The following is a 14,773-nucleotide window of genomic DNA, read 5'->3' as shown; positions in this document are numbered from 1 at the left end:
AGGCGCCGCGGCCCCGTCGCTCAGAGCCAGCCGTTGCGCCGGAAGCCCCGGTACAGCACCACACACGCCGTCGCCATCACGGACATGACCAGCGGGTACCCGAACGACCAGTGCAACTCAGGCATGTGGTCGAAGTTCATGCCGTACACCCCGCACACCATCGTGGGCACGGCGATCACCGCGGCCCAAGCCGTGATCTTCCGCATGTCCTCGTTCTGCGCGACCGTCACCTGCGCGAGATGTGCCTGCAGGATGGAGTTGAGCAGCTCGTCGAACGCGGCGATCTGTTCCTTGGCCCGGATCAGATGGTCGAGCACGTCCCGGAAATACGCCTGTATCTCCGGGGCGACGACCCGTATCGGCCGGGTGGCCAGGTCCTCCACCGGGCGGCCCAGCGGCACCACCGCCCGTTTCAGCTCCAGCAGTTCACGCTTCATCTGGTAGATGCGGCCCGGGTCCAGACGTGCGCCGTTCTCCGAGAACACATCCGTCTCCACCTGGTCCATGTCGGCCTGCACCGCGTCCGTGACGTGCAGGTAGTCGTCGACCACATGGTCCGCGATCGCGTGCAGCACCGCGGCCGGCCCCTTGGCGAGCTGCTGCGGGTCCGCCTCCAGTTCCTCGCGCAGCGGGCCCAGCGAGCCGTGCCGGCCGTGCCGCACCGTGATCACGAAGTCGGCGCCGACGAACAGCATGATCTCGCCGGTGTCCACCACTTCGCTGGTCGCCGTCAACTGCTCGTGCTCCACGTAGCAGACGGTCTTGAACACCGCGAAGAGCGTGTCCCCGTAGTGCTCCAGCTTCGGCCGCTGATGTGCCTCGACCGCGTCCTCCACCGCCAGCGGGTGCAGGTCGAACAACTCGGCGATGCCCGCGAACTCACGGTCCGTCGGCTCGTGCAGCCCGAGCCAGACGAAGCCCTCGCCGGTCTTGCGCACCAGCCGCACGGCATCCACCAGATCGGTACACCCCGGCACGCGCACGCCGTCCTGATACGTCACGCAGTTCACCACCGACGAGCCCAGCGGTGACCTGGCGGGGTGGCTCAGGTCCACGCGCGGCCGGCGCCGGGCCAGCCGCGCCACCTTGCGCAGGCCGCCGACCCTGCCCAGCCCCGTGACCTTCCGCAGATTCCCTGCCATGGACATCTGGATCTCCTCGCGTGGATCTCCTCGCTCAACGCTTTCGCGCTTTGCCCGGCAAGTCTGCCAGTCCCGGGCAAAGCGCGGGCAAGCCTGTGTGAACAGGGAGTTCCGCTTGGTTCCCGCCTGTGGACGACGGGGTGAGCGGCCGCGAGAGCCCGCTCACTGGGATGATCGGAGCATGACGCGCTCGGACGGGTACCTCCTCGGCAACCGGCAGAAAGAGGCGGGCGAACGCTTCGACGCCTTCACCGCGCTCTTCGACCCCACGACCTTCCGGCAACTCGAAGGACTCGGCATCGGTCCCGGCTGGCGCTGCTGGGAGGTCGGGGCAGGCGGAACCTCCGTCGTGTCCTGGCTGGCCGAAAAGGTGGGCCCCTGCGGCCAGGTCGTCGCCACCGACATCGACACCTCCCGGCTCACCGCCGCGGCCCGACCGCCGGTACAGATCCGCGTCCACGACGTGGGCGCCGAGGAGCCGCCGGGCGACGGGTTCGACCTGGTCCACGCCCGGCTGGTCCTCGTCCACGTACCCGACCGGGAACGGGCACTGCGATCCATGATCAAGGCCCTGCGCCCGGGCGGACGACTGCTGATCGAGGATGCCGACCCCGCCCTCCAGCCCCTGACCTGCCCCGACGAGTACGGCCCCGAGCAGCGGCTCGCCAACCGGCTGCGCCAGGGCTTCCGCAAGCTCCTCGCCGACCGCGGCGCCGACCTCTCCTACGGTCGCAAACTCCCGCGACTGCTCCGCGAGGCCGGCCTGCACGACGTCGAGGCCGACGCGTACTTCCCCGTGACCTCGCCCGCCTGCACCGCGCTGGAGACCGCGACCGTCCGGCAGATCCGTGCCCGGCTCGTCGCCGCCGGCCTGGCCACCGACGCGGAGATCGACCAGCACCTGGCCAATGTGGAGGCGGGCGCGATGGACCTGACCACCGCACCGATGATCTCGGCGTGGGGCCGCAAGGAGTAACCGGCGGTGCCGGGGCCCTCCGGGGTGGAGGATCCTTTCAGCGGGCAGCGGGCAGCGGGCAGCGGCGAGTGGCCGGCGATGGGCGGTGTGCAGCCGGGCGCGACCGGCAGCCGACTGCCGAGCGGGACCGCACCCGCCGCCGTCGGCCGCGCACGTGCACGGCGGGCGTCATCCGGGCGTGAGGCCCCCTAACCCCCGCTCCCCGAAGCCGGTGGTCTGCCCCCCACCCGCCGTACCGCTTCCGCGCCCGCCCGGCACCCCCGTGCCGCCGCGTCCTTCGGGCCCGCACCCGCCAGCAAGGCGGCGAGACACGCGCCGGTGAAGGCGTCGCCCGCGCCCGTGGTGTCCCGGGGCGTCGCCGGGACGGCCGGGACCCGCGCCACCACGGTTCCGGAACGGGCCACCAGCGCCCCGTCCGCACCCGCCTTGGCCACCACCAGCGGCACGACCCGGCTCAGTTTGGCCGCCGCGTCCGCAGGATCCGGCAGCCCGGTGAGCAGGCAGGCCTCGTCGCGGCTGGGCAGCAACAGGTCCAGCCGCTCCGCGAACGCCAAAAAGCGGTCCACTCCCAACTCGATCAGGAAGCCGGCCGACGCCGGGTCCAGGCTGACCGGCACACCCCGCGCGCGGGCCGCCGTGACCGCCGTCTCGGCGAGCGCCCGGCTGGCCTCCGTGAACAGCAGGTAGCCCGACAGGTGCAGCCGGGCCACCCCGTCGAGCAGGGCGTCCGACCAGTCGGCAGGGCTCAGCCGCAGGGACGCCCCGCTGTCCGTCAGGAACGTCCGCTCGGCCGCCGCACCCGCGTCGACGAGGCAGATCACCGTGCCCGTCGCCGCCTCCGCGTCCACCACGAGGGAGGGCCGCACCCCGGCCGCGACCAGCTCCCGCTCGTGCCACACGGCGGCGTCCGCGCCCACCCGCCCCAGCAGCCGTACGTCCGCGCAGCCCGCGTGGGCGGCCCAGCAGGCCACGTTGGCGCCCGCGCCGCCCGGCAGGGTCCGGATCACGGCGGCCGTGTCGGTGCCGGCCGCGAGCGGTCCCCGGTGCCGGGCGACCACGTCCGTGACCACGTCCCCGACGACCAGCAGCGCTCCGTTCCGGCCCGGGGTCACCCCCTGGCCCACGCCGTGGCGATCCGCGCCGCGAGCCGTACGTTGCCGCGCACCGCCGCCAGGTTGGCGCCGAGCGAGGCACCGTCGGTGTGCCGGACCAGGTAGTCCAGCAGGAACGGAGTCACCGCCTGCCCGGTGACCCCCTGCTCCCCACAGGCGCGCAGCGCGTCGGCGAGCACGCGCGCGTGCAGCCCGGGATCGAGTTGTTCCGCCTCCGGGACGGGGTTGGCGACGATCAGCGCCGACGCCGGCGCGTCCAGCGCGTCCTGGGCGCGCATCACGGCGGCGACCTGCTCCGGGGTGTCGAGCCGCCAGTCGACCGGATGCCCCGAGTCCGACAGATAGAAGCCGGGGAACCGGTCCGTGCCGTATCCGGCGACGGCCACCCCCAGTGTCTCCAGCCGCTGCAGCGTCGCAGGGACGTCCAGGATCGACTTCACGCCGGCGCACACCACCGTGATCCGGGTGCGCGCCAGCAGCCCCAGGTCGGCCGACTCGTCCTGGGTCACCGTCCACTCCCGGTGCACACCGCCCAGGCCGCCGGTGGCGAACACCCGGACCCCGGCCAGCGCCGCCAGCTGCGCCGTCGCCGACACGGTGGTCGCCCCGCTCGCCTCCGCCGCCACCGCGAGCGGCAGATCACGGTGTCCCAGCTTGCGGATGCCTTCCTCGTTCGCGACCCGCTCCAGTTCCTCCTTGTCCAGACCGACCCGGGGCCGCCCGTCGAGCACGGCGACGGTCGCCGGGACGGCACCCTCCCGCCGGACCGCCTCCTCCAGCTCCAGCGCCACCTGCAGGTTGCGCGGACGGGGCAGGCCGTGCGCGATGATCGTGGACTCCAGGGCCACCACCGGCCGTCGCGCGTCTATCGCCTCGCGGACTTCTTCCGACACCACCAGCACCACGTGCCCGCCTCCTGTCCGTCGTCCTTCCTCATCTCTGGCGGGCGCCGGCCCCGGCTAAACGCTTGTGGCCCGCGGGGGAGGCCACCAGCCTGGGTCACATGACGAACAACACCACGCGCCTCGACCACGTCGTCCTGTGGGTGGCCGACCCGGCCGCCGCGGCCGCCTTCTACGAGACGGCCGTAGGACTGGAGCCGATCAGGGTCGCCGAGTTCGTGCAGGGGAAGGTGTCCTTCCCCTCCGTCCGCGTCAACGAGGAGACCATCCTCGACCTCGCCCCGCACACTTTGGCCGACCGCATGAACATGCTGCCCGGGTCCGCCGACAGCGCGGGCCACCCCGTCAATCACGTCTGCCTGTCCCTGCCGGCCGACGCCTTCGACGCCCTGCGGGCCCGCCTCCAGGACCGCGGCGTCCCGGTCTCGGACATCGACCACGGGCTGTCCGGCGCCCGCGGCGACGCCAAGCGCAGCTTCTACTTCCGCGACCCCGACGGCAACGTCTTCGAGGCCCGGCACTACGACGACTAGCCGCGTCCCGGGCCGGTCAGAACAGCGGCTCGGGCAGCATGCCCTCCAGGGCGAGCAGCTTCCGCTTGGTCTCCAGCCCGCCCCCGAAACCGCCGATGCCGCCGCCGCTCTCCACCACCCGATGACACGGCACGACCACCGGCAGCGGATTCGCCCCCATCGCGGCCCCCACCGCCTGCGCCCCGCCGGGCTGCCCGACCCGCCCCGCCAGATCGCCGTACCCCACCACCGTGCCGTACGGCACACCGGAGGCCAGCTCGCGCAGGACCTGCCGGTTGAACCCGGAGATCAGCGACCAGTCCAGCGGCAGGTCGAAGTCGTGCCGATCGCCCGCGAAGTACGCCCGCAGCTGGCGTATCGGCTCCGCCAGCAACGGTGAGTCCGGATCCTCCACGGGTCGGCCGCCCAGCCGGGCGGCGAGCCGCTCCAGCGCCCGGTCGCGCACCGCGTCCGAGGCGTGGAAGACGACGTTGACCAGGCCGTCACGGGTCGCGGCCAGCATCAGCGGCCCGATGTCCGTCCCTACCACGGCCCACACGACCCGCTGTTCATCCTGCCCCTGGCTGTCCATGCGCCCACGGTACGACCCGCCACCGACAACGCCGGCCGGGCTCAGTGCGAACCGAGCGCCGCCCGCACCACGTCGGGCCGGTTGGTGATGAGCCCGTCGACCCCGTAGCCGGCCGCTCGGCGGGCGCCGGCCGCGTCGTCGACCGTCCAGGCGAACACCCCGAGCGGCCTGCCGTGCGGCCCGTCGAAGGCGTGCACGGCGGTGACGTAGCGGCGGGACAGCGACGCGTACGAGGGGTTGACCAGATCGGTGAAGCGGGCGAACCCGTGCAGCTGCGCCATGGTGGGGGTGCCGAGGTAAGCGGTGATCACCGCGGGCTTCAGCTCGTGCACGGTGCGCACGCTGTCGGCGCTGAAGCTCTGCACGATCAGCCGCCCCAGGTGCCGGTGGTCCAGCCAGCCCTCGTTGCCGAGGAGCTTCAGCGTCTGCTGCTCGATGCCCGGGTACAGCTCGGGGTTCTTGATCTCCAGGAGCAGCTTCTCGTGGTTGTGCTCCACCCGGCGCATGTACTGCTGCAGCGTCGGCACGCGCACGCCCGCGTAGGCGGGGGAGAACCAGCTCCCCGCGTCCAGCCGGGCGATCTCGGCGGCGGTGAAGTCCTGCACCTTCCAGGGCGCCCGGCCGGGAAAGACCTCCTCGACGTTCGTGGTGCGCCGCAGGCTGTCGTCGTGCAGGACGACCAGTTCGCCGTCCTTGGTGCGCTGGACGTCGTTCTCCACCCAGGTGAAGCCCAGCTGGGCGGCCTTGTCGATGGCGGCCAGCGTGTTCTCGGGCGCGTAGGCGGAGGCGCCCCGATGGGCGATCACCGTGGGCACGCGGATCTCGCGTGCCCGGGCTTCGGAGGTGGGGCTCAGCAGAGCCGCCGCCGTTCCCAGGGCTACGGCGACGGTGGCGGCGACTACGCGCGCGTACATGCGTCCTCCTCGCATCGAGCAATACCGACAGCATCAGACTGACAGCAGCGGGTCAACGGCACCCGGGCGCACTATGACCACAGATTGAATGGTGCTGTCCAAGTCCGCTCACCAGTGCCGCACAAGTGGGGCAAGGCCGTGTTTCTTTGCCGGAAAATCGTTCGACCATTCCGGTGGGGGTCATACTCTCTGCGACAACCCTGACCGCCGACGCGGTCCTGGGACGGGGGCATATTCGAGTATTCCGGGACGCAAGAAGGCGGAAGGGCAGCCGCGGATGCAAGGCACGGTCGACGGATTCAGCTACGGGGCCGTCACCCCGTTGGTGGCCTACCTGATGGCGTGCCTGGGCGGCGCCCTCGGCCTGCGCTGCACCACCCGGTCCCTGCTGGTCACGCACTCCTGGCGGCCCGCCTGGCTGGCCCTCGGCTCGGCGGCGATCGGCTCGGGCATCTGGACCATGCACTTCGTCGCCATGATGGGCTTCACCATCGCGGACACGCCGATCCACTACGACAAGCCGATCACCTACGCGAGCCTCGGCCTCGCCATCGTCATGGTCGGCGTCGGGGTCTTCATCGTCGGCTACCGCGGCGCCACCGGGATCCCCCTGTTCACCGGCGGCACGATCACCGGTCTGGGTGTCGCCTCCATGCACTACCTCGGGATGGCCGGCGTCCGCTTCCACGGGCGGTTCACCTACAACACGCTCACCGTCGCGGTCTCCGTCGTCATAGCGGTCGTCGCCGCCACCGCCGCCCTGTGGGCCGCCGGACAGGTGCGGGGCTTCCTGTGGAGCGTGGGAGCGAGCCTCGTCATGGGGCTCGCGGTCAGCGGCATGCACTACACCGGCATGGCCGCCCTCGGCGTCCACCTCGACGGGGCCGCCCACGGCGGCGGGAGCGGGCCCGAGGCGTCGGTGCTCGCGCCGATGCTGATCGGCCCGCTCGCCTTCCTGCTCCTCGCCGGCGTCCTCGTGATCTTCGACCCGTTCGTGATCATGGGCCGGCCGCAGCGGACACCCGTCGAGCACAAACCGGGTGTCCCGGCCGCCGCCGTCGCCGCGCACACCGACCGCCGCCCCACTCTCCACGAGGGCCGCCAGCCGGCTCGCCGGCCCGAGGACCACCGTTCCCGCACCCCGCAGAACCGCTGATCGGAACCCGTTGTCAGTGCGGGGTCGTACGGTGGATGTCATGCGGCCCGTTTCCCACATCGAACGCACGGTGGCGCCTTTCGAGGTCGTCAGCCCCTACCAGCCCAACGGCGACCAGCCGGCGGCCATCGCCGAGCTGGCCAAGCGCATCGAGGCCGGTGAGAAGGACGTCGTCCTCCTGGGCGCGACCGGCACCGGCAAGTCCGCCACCACCGCGTGGATGATCGAGAAGCTCCAGCGACCCACCCTCGTGATGGCGCCGAACAAGACGCTGGCCGCCCAGCTGGCCAACGAGTTCCGCGAGCTGCTGCCGAACAACGCGGTCGAGTACTTCGTCTCGTACTACGACTACTACCAGCCCGAGGCCTACGTCCCGCAGTCGGACACCTACATCGAGAAGGACTCCTCGATCAACGAGGAGGTCGAGCGCCTGCGCCACTCGGCGACGAACTCGCTGCTCACCCGCCGCGACGTCATCGTGGTGGCCTCGGTGTCCTGCATCTACGGCCTGGGTACCCCGCAGGAGTACGTGGACCGGATGGTCCCCCTGAGGGTCGGCGACGAGATCGACCGGGACGAGCTGCTGCGCCGCTTCGTCGACATCCAGTACCAGCGCAATGACATGGCCTTCAGCCGCGGCACCTTCCGGGTCCGCGGCGACACCATCGAGATCTTCCCGGTCTACGAGGAGCTGGCCGTCCGCATCGAGATGTTCGGCGACGAGATCGAGGCGCTCTCCACGCTCCACCCGGTCACCGGCGAGATCATCAGCGACGACCGGCAGCTCTACGTCTTCCCCGCCTCCCACTACGTCGCCGGCCCCGAGCGCATGGAGCGGGCCGTCAACGACATCGAGAAGGAGCTGGTGGAGCGGCTGGCCGAGCTGGAGAAGCAGGGCAAGCTCCTGGAGGCCCAGCGGCTGCGGATGCGCACCACGTACGACATCGAGATGCTCCGCCAGATCGGCACCTGCTCCGGTGTCGAGAACTACTCGATGCACTTCGACGGCCGTCTGCCCGGCTCCCCGCCCAACACCCTGCTGGACTACTTCCCGGACGACTTCCTGCTCGTCATCGACGAGTCGCACGTCACCGTCCCGCAGATCGGCGCGATGTACGAGGGTGACGCCTCCCGCAAGCGCACCCTGGTGGACCACGGGTTCCGCCTGCCCTCCGCCCTGGACAACCGCCCCCTGAAGTGGGAGGAGTTCCAGGAGCGCATCGGGCAGACCGTCTACCTGTCGGCCACTCCGGGCACCTACGAACTGTCCCGCTCGGACGGCGTCGTCGAGCAGATCATCCGCCCGACCGGCCTGGTCGACCCGGAGGTCGTGGTCAAGCCCACCGAGGGGCAGATCGACGACCTGGTGCACGAGATCCGCAAGCGCACCGAGAAGGACGAGCGGGTCCTCGTCACCACCCTGACCAAGAAGATGGCCGAGGACCTCACCGACTACTTCCTGGAACTCGGCATCCAGGTGCGCTACCTGCACAGCGACGTCGACACCCTGCGCCGCGTCGAGCTGCTGCGCGAGCTGCGCTCCGGTGAGTACGACGTCCTGGTCGGCATCAACCTCCTCCGCGAGGGCCTCGACCTGCCCGAGGTGTCCCTGGTGGCGATCCTCGACGCCGACAAGGAGGGCTTCCTCCGCTCGGGCACCTCGCTGATCCAGACCATCGGCCGTGCGGCGCGCAACGTCTCCGGCCAGGTCCACATGTACGCCGACAAGATCACCCCGGCGATGGAGAGGGCCATCGACGAGACCAACCGCCGCCGGGAGAAGCAGGTCGCCTACAACAAGGCGAACGGCATCGACCCCCAGCCCCTGCGCAAGAAGATCAACGACATCGTCGCGCAGATCGCCCGGGAGGAGATCGACACCGAACAGCTTCTGGGCTCCGGTTACCGCAGGACGAAGGACGGCAAGGCCGCGAAGGCCCCCGTCCCGGCGCTCGGCGAGAAGGCGGCCAAGGGCGCGAAGGCCGGCAAGGCGGCCAAGGGCAAGACCGTGCCCACGGACCGTCCGGCGGCCGAACTGGCCGAGCAGATCGAGGAGATGACCGAACGCATGCGCGCCGCCGCCGCGGAGCTGCAGTTCGAGATCGCGGCCCGGCTGCGCGACGAGGTCTCCGAGATGAAGAAGGAGCTGCGACAGATGCGGGAGGCAGGCATCGCCTGAGCCTCCGCCCCGCTGCCGGACCTCGGCATAAGCGCCAAGTGTTGCAACACCGACACAAAGCGCGAGCCGAGGGTCGGCACGGTCGGCGGCCCTGCGTAGGGTGCTGAGCAACCGCGCGGTGCGCAGCGACAGCCCGGCGCGGCAACAGGGGACCTTCGAGAGGGGATTCAGTCGTGTCCGTCAACTTGTCCAAGGGCCAGGCCATCAGCCTGGAGAAGAAGGACGGGGCCACCCTGACCGCGGTCCGCATGGGGCTCGGCTGGCAGGCGGCGAAGCGGCGCGGCCTGTTCGGCTCCCGCACCCGCGAGATCGACCTGGACGCCTCGGCGGTCCTGTTCGCCGGTGCGGAGCCCAAGGACGTCGTCTTCTTCCGCCACCTGGTGAGCGACGACGGTTCCGTGCGCCACACCGGTGACAACCTCGTCGGCGGCGCCGGCCAGGGCGGGGACGACGAGGCGATCCTGGTGGACCTCCAGCGCGTTCCGGTCCACATCGACCAGATCGTCTTCACGGTGAACTCCTTCACCGGACAGACCTTCCACGAGGTGCAGAACGCGTTCTGCCGGCTCGTCGACGAGACCAACGGGCAGGAACTCGCCCGCTACACCCTGGCCGGCGGCGGCGAGTACACCGCCCAGATCATGGCCAAGGTGCACCGGTCGGGCTCCGGCTGGACGATGACGGCCATCGGTGCCCCGGCCAACGGACGCACCTTCCAGGACCTGATGCCGGCGATCGTTTCGCACCTCTAGGACCGGACCGTCCGCCGAGGACGGGCCCTCCGCTCGCACCCGGCGAGGCAGGCACGGCAGAACGACACAGGGGGGCGACGGCGATGGCGGCCGAGCTGGTGCGGGGACAGAACCACCCTCTGGCCCAGGTACGGCTGGAGATCCGGATATCGGCCGGGGTGCCCGTCCTGGCCGGGGTCACACTCGGCGACGAGCACGGCACGGTGCCCGGCCGCCAGTGGGTGGCCCACCCCGGCGTCCCCGCACCGCCCGGTGTCGAGGCGCCCGGGCAGGCCGCCGCCGAGCACCTCCTGGCCGTCGACCTCGCCGCCCTGCCCGAGGCCGTACACCGTGTCGAGGTGTTCCTGGCCCTGCCCGCCGGCACCGCGGTCGCGTCCCGCTTCGGAGCCGTCCCGGCCCCGCACACCACGGTCAACGGCATGGACGGCACCGAACTCGCCTCCTACACCCTCACCGGTCTGGACGCCGAGACGGCCGTCATCGCCCTGGAGCTGTACCGCAGACAGGGCGCCTGGAAAGTGCGGGCAAGGGGCCAGGGCTACGCGGGCGGTCTCCCCGCCCTCCTCGCCGACAAGGGTCTGAGCGACCCCGGCGGCCTCGCCACGGTCATCCAGGAGGCGGCTGCCTCCGGCCGGGCCGGCGCGGCCACCGTGCCGACGGCCCGTCCCGAGCCGCGCACCACCGCGTCCCCTTCCCGGGCCGACTCCACCGCCGAGCCGGTGCAGCCGCCCCGACCGTCCGGCCCGCAGAACGCGGGCGGTCCCGCTCTCCGGACTTCCGGCGGCCCTGTCGACTACACGCATCCCCACCGCACCCCCAGCGTCCCTTCCTCGCCCCCGTCGGCCGCCGGCGGGCAGCCCGCGCGGCCCGTCGCCGGAGACGCCGTGGGCTGGTCGATGGAGGAGCGGCTGTACAACCAGGTCTGGGGCATGTTCGAGGACCTGGCCCGCGCCACGGCCGCCTACCGCGGTGCCGTCGAGTTCGCCGACTCCCGCCTGGAGAAGGAGCTGGACCAGGTACTCGCCGATCCGCGGCAGCGGCTCGGCTCGGCGGGCGACGCCGCCCGGGAGGCGGCCCGCGCTCGCCGGACCCTCCTGGCCGGCCAGGCGCGTGCGGCCCTCGACCGAGACCTGGCCCAGCTCACCGCCGAGGCCGAGGTGGTCGAACCGGCGCTCCCGGCCGCCTACGCCCGCTGGGACAGCCCCGTCTGGCACACCTACCGCGCCCCCGCCGAACCGCCCATGGCCCTGCGGCTCGGCGACCTCCACCTCCCCGAGAGCGCGCCGCTGCGCATCCCCCTGCTGGTCAGGATGCCGCTGGAACGAGGACTGTGGATCGACAGCGGTCCGGCACCGGCTGCCGACGGGCGTGTACCGGACCCCGCCGGGCTGCGGGAGCCGGCCATGGCGGCGGCGGTCGCCCTCGCGGCGCGCCTGCTCGCCGTACACCCGCCCGGGGAGTTCGCCGTGCAGGTCGTCGACCCGGCCGGCACCGCCACCCAGGCGCTGCTGCCGCTCACGGAGACCGGAGTCCTCGCGGAGCCGCCCGCGACGGGGGCAGCGGGCATCTCGCAGACGCTGGAGCGGTTCACCCGGCGGGTCGACCTGGCGCAGATGGCGGTGCGCGGCGGCGTGGCCGAGTCGCTGCCGGCCGACATGGGCACCGGTCGGCAGCTCCTGATCGTCAACGACTTCCCGCACGGCTTCGACGACCGGGCGGTGGCCCGGCTCCGCTTCCTCGCCGACGACGGGCCGGCCGTCGGCGTGCACCTCCTGCTGGTCGCCGACCGCGCGGACGCCGCCGCCCACGGCCCCTTGCTCGATTCGCTGTGGCGTTCGCTGCTGCGACTCACCCCGCTCCCCGACGACCACCTCGCCGATCCGTGGGTCGGTCACGCCTGGACGTACGAGCCCTCGCTCGCTCCGCACGGCAGCCGACTCCTGCAGCAGGTGCTCACCGAGGTGGCCAGGGCACGTGCCAAGCACTGGTAAAAGGGCTGCGAGCAGCAAGTTTGGTGATTCTTTTACTTTTCGCTTTACCTTCCCTTGGTGATTGGGGTACTGTTTTCCGTACGGAGGGGAGTACTCCCTGACTGCGGCGCACCCGTCAGTACGGACCGGTTCCGGTCCCGGGACGTCGGCCCATCGCGGGTGGAAGAGACCTCCGGCAGCGACAAAGCTGATGTGTTTGCCGTCTCGTCATGCCGGAGGTGCAGTGGAAGTCTCCATGGGCCTGTGGGTCCTCACCATCGTGGGCCTCGCCGCCCTGATCGCAGTCGACTTCTTCATCGGTCGCAAGCCGCATGAAGTGTCGATCAAGGAAGCGGGTGCCTGGACGGTCGTCTGGGTCGCCCTGGCCGGCCTCTTCGGCCTCGGCCTCCTCGTCTTCGGCGGTGGACAGCCGGCCGGCGAGTTCTTCGCCGGCTTCATCACCGAAAAGTCGCTGAGTGTCGACAACCTCTTCGTCTTCGTCCTGATCATGGCGAAGTTCGCGGTGCCCACCCAGTACCAGCAGCGCGTCCTGCTCGTCGGCGTCCTCATAGCCCTGGTCCTGCGGGCCGTCTTCATCGCCGCCGGGGCCGCCATCATCGCCAGCTTCTCCTGGGTGTTCTACCTCTTCGGTGCCTTCCTGATCTGGACCGCCTGGAAGCTCGTCCAGGAGGCCCGCGCGGACGAGGACGACGAGGAGTACGAGGAGAACAAGCTGCTGAAGGCAGTGGAGCGCAAGTTCGGCGTGGCCGACCGGTACCACGGCACCAAGCTGTGGATCCAGCAGAACGGCAAGCGCGTCATGACCCCGATGCTGGTCGTGATGCTCGCCATCGGCACCACGGACGTGCTGTTCGCCCTGGACTCCATCCCCGCGATCTTCGGACTGACCCAGGACCCGTACATCGTCTTCACCGCCAACGCCTTCGCCCTGATGGGCCTGCGCCAGCTGTACTTCCTCATCGGCGGGCTGCTCAGGAAGCTGGTCCACCTCTCGTACGGGCTGTCGATCATCCTCGGCTTCATCGGCGTGAAGCTGGTGCTGCACGCCCTGCACGAGTCCGGTGTCCACGTGCCCGAGATCAGCATCCCGGTCTCCCTCGGGGTGATCTGCGCGGTCCTGGCCGTCACCACGGTCACCAGCCTGCTGGCCTCCAGAAAGCAGGCCGCCGCCGAAGCAGAGCGCGCTGGCGGCGAGGGTCCCCGGAAGGACAGCGTCGATGCCTGACGGCGGCGGCCTCGCGGGAGCCCGCCATCCCGCATAGCCCCTCAGCGGGGGCTCCGTCCCGACGCGGGGCCCGGTCCCACCGGCACCGGGCCCCGCACCGGAAAGGATGAGAGGTATCCGAAAGACACGGAATGCGAACCCTGTAGGCCTCTGCGACCATCGCCGCATGATCACTCGGCTCCGGTCGCTCACCCGTTCATGGACGATCCTCGTGCCGGTGCTCGCGGTCGTCCTGCTGGCCCTGACCTGGGGCCGGCACCTGCCCGGCGTGATCGTCGGCCTGGTGACGGTGGTACTCGCCGGTTCCGTCCTGGCGGCGGTGCACCACGCCGAGGTGATCGCCCATCGGGTCGGCGAGCCCTTCGGCTCCCTGGTGCTCGCCATCGCTGTCACGATCATCGAAGTGGCCCTCATCGTCACCCTCATGGCCGACGGCGGCGACAAGAGTTCCACCCTGGCCCGGGACACCGTCTTCGCCGCCGTGATGATCACCTGCAACGGTGTCGTCGGAATCAGCCTGCTGGTCGCCTCCCTGCGGCACGGCACGGCGGTCTTCAACCCCGAGGGCACCGGCGCGGCGCTGGCGACCGTGGCGACGCTGGCCACCCTCAGCCTGGTGCTGCCGACGTTCACCACGAGCAAGCCCGGACCGGAGTTCTCCACCGTCCAGCTGACCTTCGCCGCGCTGTCCTCACTGGTCCTCTACGCGCTGTTCGTGGCCACCCAGACCGTGCGCCACCGGGATTACTTCCTGCCCATCACCCGGCAGGGCGAGGTCATCACCGTCGACGACCACGCCCAGCCTCCGTCCGTGCGTACCGCCTGGACCAGTCTCGGCTTGCTCGCACTCGCCCTGATCGGCGTGGTCGGCCTGGCCAAAGGCGTGTCGCCCACGATCGAGTCGGGCGTGGCCGCGGCGGGTCTGCATCAGGCCGTCGTCGGTGTGATCATCGCCTTGCTCGTCCTGCTGCCCGAGACGATCGCCGCGGTGCGCTCCGCCCGCCGCGACCGGGTGCAGACCAGTCTCAACCTCGCGCTCGGCTCCGCGATGGCCAGCATCGGCCTGACCATCCCGGCCGTCGCACTCGCCTCCGTGTGGCTGCCCGGGCCGCTCGTCCTCGGCCTCGGCTCCACCCACATGCTGCTGCTTGCGCTGACCGTGGTGGTCAGCTCCCTGACCGTGGTGCCGGGCCGGGCCACCCCGCTGCAGGGCGGCGTCCACCTGGTGCTGTTCGCGGCCTACCTGGAGCTGGCGATCAACCCCTAGCCGGCGGTCGTGCCCGGCGCGTTCGGGCGGCCGGCTCCCGGGGCGTCCGGTCA

At 71.2% G+C, this 14,773-nt stretch carries 13 protein-coding genes; 8 read left to right on the top strand and 5 right to left on the bottom strand.

The window, feature by feature from the left end; all coding sequences use genetic code 11:
- Window positions 1-20: 20 nt before the first annotated feature.
- A complete protein-coding gene (gene corA, locus IG05_RS0134515) occupies window positions 21-1,148 on the bottom strand; it encodes a magnesium/cobalt transporter CorA (RefSeq protein WP_030348019.1) in 1,128 nt (375 codons plus the stop codon).
- A gap of 175 nt (window positions 1,149-1,323) precedes the next feature.
- Between corA and IG05_RS0134510 the strand changes: the two genes are divergently transcribed.
- Window positions 1,324-2,118 carry a methyltransferase gene (locus IG05_RS0134510; RefSeq protein WP_030348018.1) on the top strand — a complete coding sequence of 265 codons (795 nt, stop codon included), beginning with the start codon at window positions 1,324-1,326 and terminating at the stop codon, window positions 2,116-2,118.
- A gap of 188 nt (window positions 2,119-2,306) precedes the next feature.
- On the opposite strand, the gene IG05_RS0134505 is transcribed toward IG05_RS0134510, so the two are convergent.
- Together IG05_RS0134505 and IG05_RS0134500 are read right to left on the bottom strand one after the other, a co-directional pair.
- A complete protein-coding gene (locus IG05_RS0134505) occupies window positions 2,307-3,242 on the bottom strand; it encodes a carbohydrate kinase family protein (RefSeq protein ID WP_030348017.1) in 936 nt (311 codons plus the stop codon).
- Complete coding sequence (locus IG05_RS0134500) at window positions 3,227-4,135, bottom strand: pseudouridine-5'-phosphate glycosidase (protein WP_030348016.1); 909 nt, start codon at window positions 4,133-4,135, stop codon at window positions 3,227-3,229. Before IG05_RS0134500 ends, IG05_RS0134505 begins: the two co-directional genes overlap by 16 nt.
- A gap of 98 nt (window positions 4,136-4,233) precedes the next feature.
- On the opposite strand from IG05_RS0134500, the gene IG05_RS0134495 reads away from it, so the two are divergent.
- Window positions 4,234-4,665, top strand: a complete 432-nt coding sequence (locus IG05_RS0134495; protein WP_030348015.1) for a VOC family protein — start codon at window positions 4,234-4,236, stop codon at window positions 4,663-4,665.
- A gap of 16 nt (window positions 4,666-4,681) precedes the next feature.
- Here the strand turns inward: IG05_RS0134495 and IG05_RS0134490 are convergent, their stop codons facing one another.
- Both IG05_RS0134490 and IG05_RS0134485 read right to left on the bottom strand, forming a co-directional pair.
- The gene (locus IG05_RS0134490; RefSeq protein WP_030348014.1) at window positions 4,682-5,236 is read right to left on the bottom strand and encodes a methylated-DNA--[protein]-cysteine S-methyltransferase; all 555 of its coding nucleotides are present in this window, start codon (window positions 5,234-5,236) and stop codon (window positions 4,682-4,684) included.
- Between the two features lie 41 nt (window positions 5,237-5,277).
- Window positions 5,278-6,150: a glycerophosphodiester phosphodiesterase gene (locus IG05_RS0134485; protein WP_030348013.1), complete on the bottom strand. Its 873-nt coding sequence runs from the start codon at window positions 6,148-6,150 to the stop codon at window positions 5,278-5,280.
- 277 nt (window positions 6,151-6,427) lie between these two features.
- Here IG05_RS0134485 and IG05_RS0134480 point away from each other — a divergent pair, with 277 nt between their 5' ends.
- The 6 genes from IG05_RS0134480 to IG05_RS0134455 all read left to right on the top strand — a co-directional run bounded on the left by IG05_RS0134480 (window position 6,428) and on the right by IG05_RS0134455 (window position 14,720).
- Window positions 6,428-7,306: an MHYT domain-containing protein gene (locus IG05_RS0134480; protein ID WP_030348012.1), complete on the top strand. Its 879-nt coding sequence runs from the start codon at window positions 6,428-6,430 to the stop codon at window positions 7,304-7,306.
- A gap of 40 nt (window positions 7,307-7,346) precedes the next feature.
- Window positions 7,347-9,485 carry an excinuclease ABC subunit UvrB gene (uvrB, locus tag IG05_RS0134475; protein ID WP_030348011.1) on the top strand — a complete coding sequence of 713 codons (2,139 nt, stop codon included), beginning with the start codon at window positions 7,347-7,349 and terminating at the stop codon, window positions 9,483-9,485.
- A 173-nt stretch (window positions 9,486-9,658) separates the two neighbouring features.
- Entirely contained in the window at window positions 9,659-10,237 is a 579-nt protein-coding gene (locus tag IG05_RS0134470; protein WP_030348010.1) for a TerD family protein, read from the top strand.
- An 83-nt stretch (window positions 10,238-10,320) separates the two neighbouring features.
- Window positions 10,321-12,228, top strand: a complete 1,908-nt coding sequence (locus IG05_RS0134465) for a TerD family protein (RefSeq protein ID WP_030348009.1) — start codon at window positions 10,321-10,323, stop codon at window positions 12,226-12,228.
- A gap of 223 nt (window positions 12,229-12,451) precedes the next feature.
- Window positions 12,452-13,453 (top strand): TerC/Alx family metal homeostasis membrane protein, encoded by a 1,002-nt coding sequence (locus IG05_RS0134460; RefSeq protein WP_030348008.1) that lies wholly within the window; start codon window positions 12,452-12,454, stop codon window positions 13,451-13,453.
- Between the two features lie 166 nt (window positions 13,454-13,619).
- The gene (locus tag IG05_RS0134455; RefSeq protein ID WP_030348007.1) at window positions 13,620-14,720 is read left to right on the top strand and encodes a calcium:proton antiporter; all 1,101 of its coding nucleotides are present in this window, start codon (window positions 13,620-13,622) and stop codon (window positions 14,718-14,720) included.
- Window positions 14,721-14,773: the final 53 nt, after the last annotated feature.

This window comes from Streptomyces sp. NRRL S-1022 (genome assembly GCF_000720135.1).
Lineage (GTDB): Bacteria > Actinomycetota > Actinomycetes > Streptomycetales > Streptomycetaceae > Streptomyces.
The sequence above is the reverse complement of the archived record's forward strand: the minus strand, read 5'-3'. Positions and strand labels throughout refer to the sequence as shown.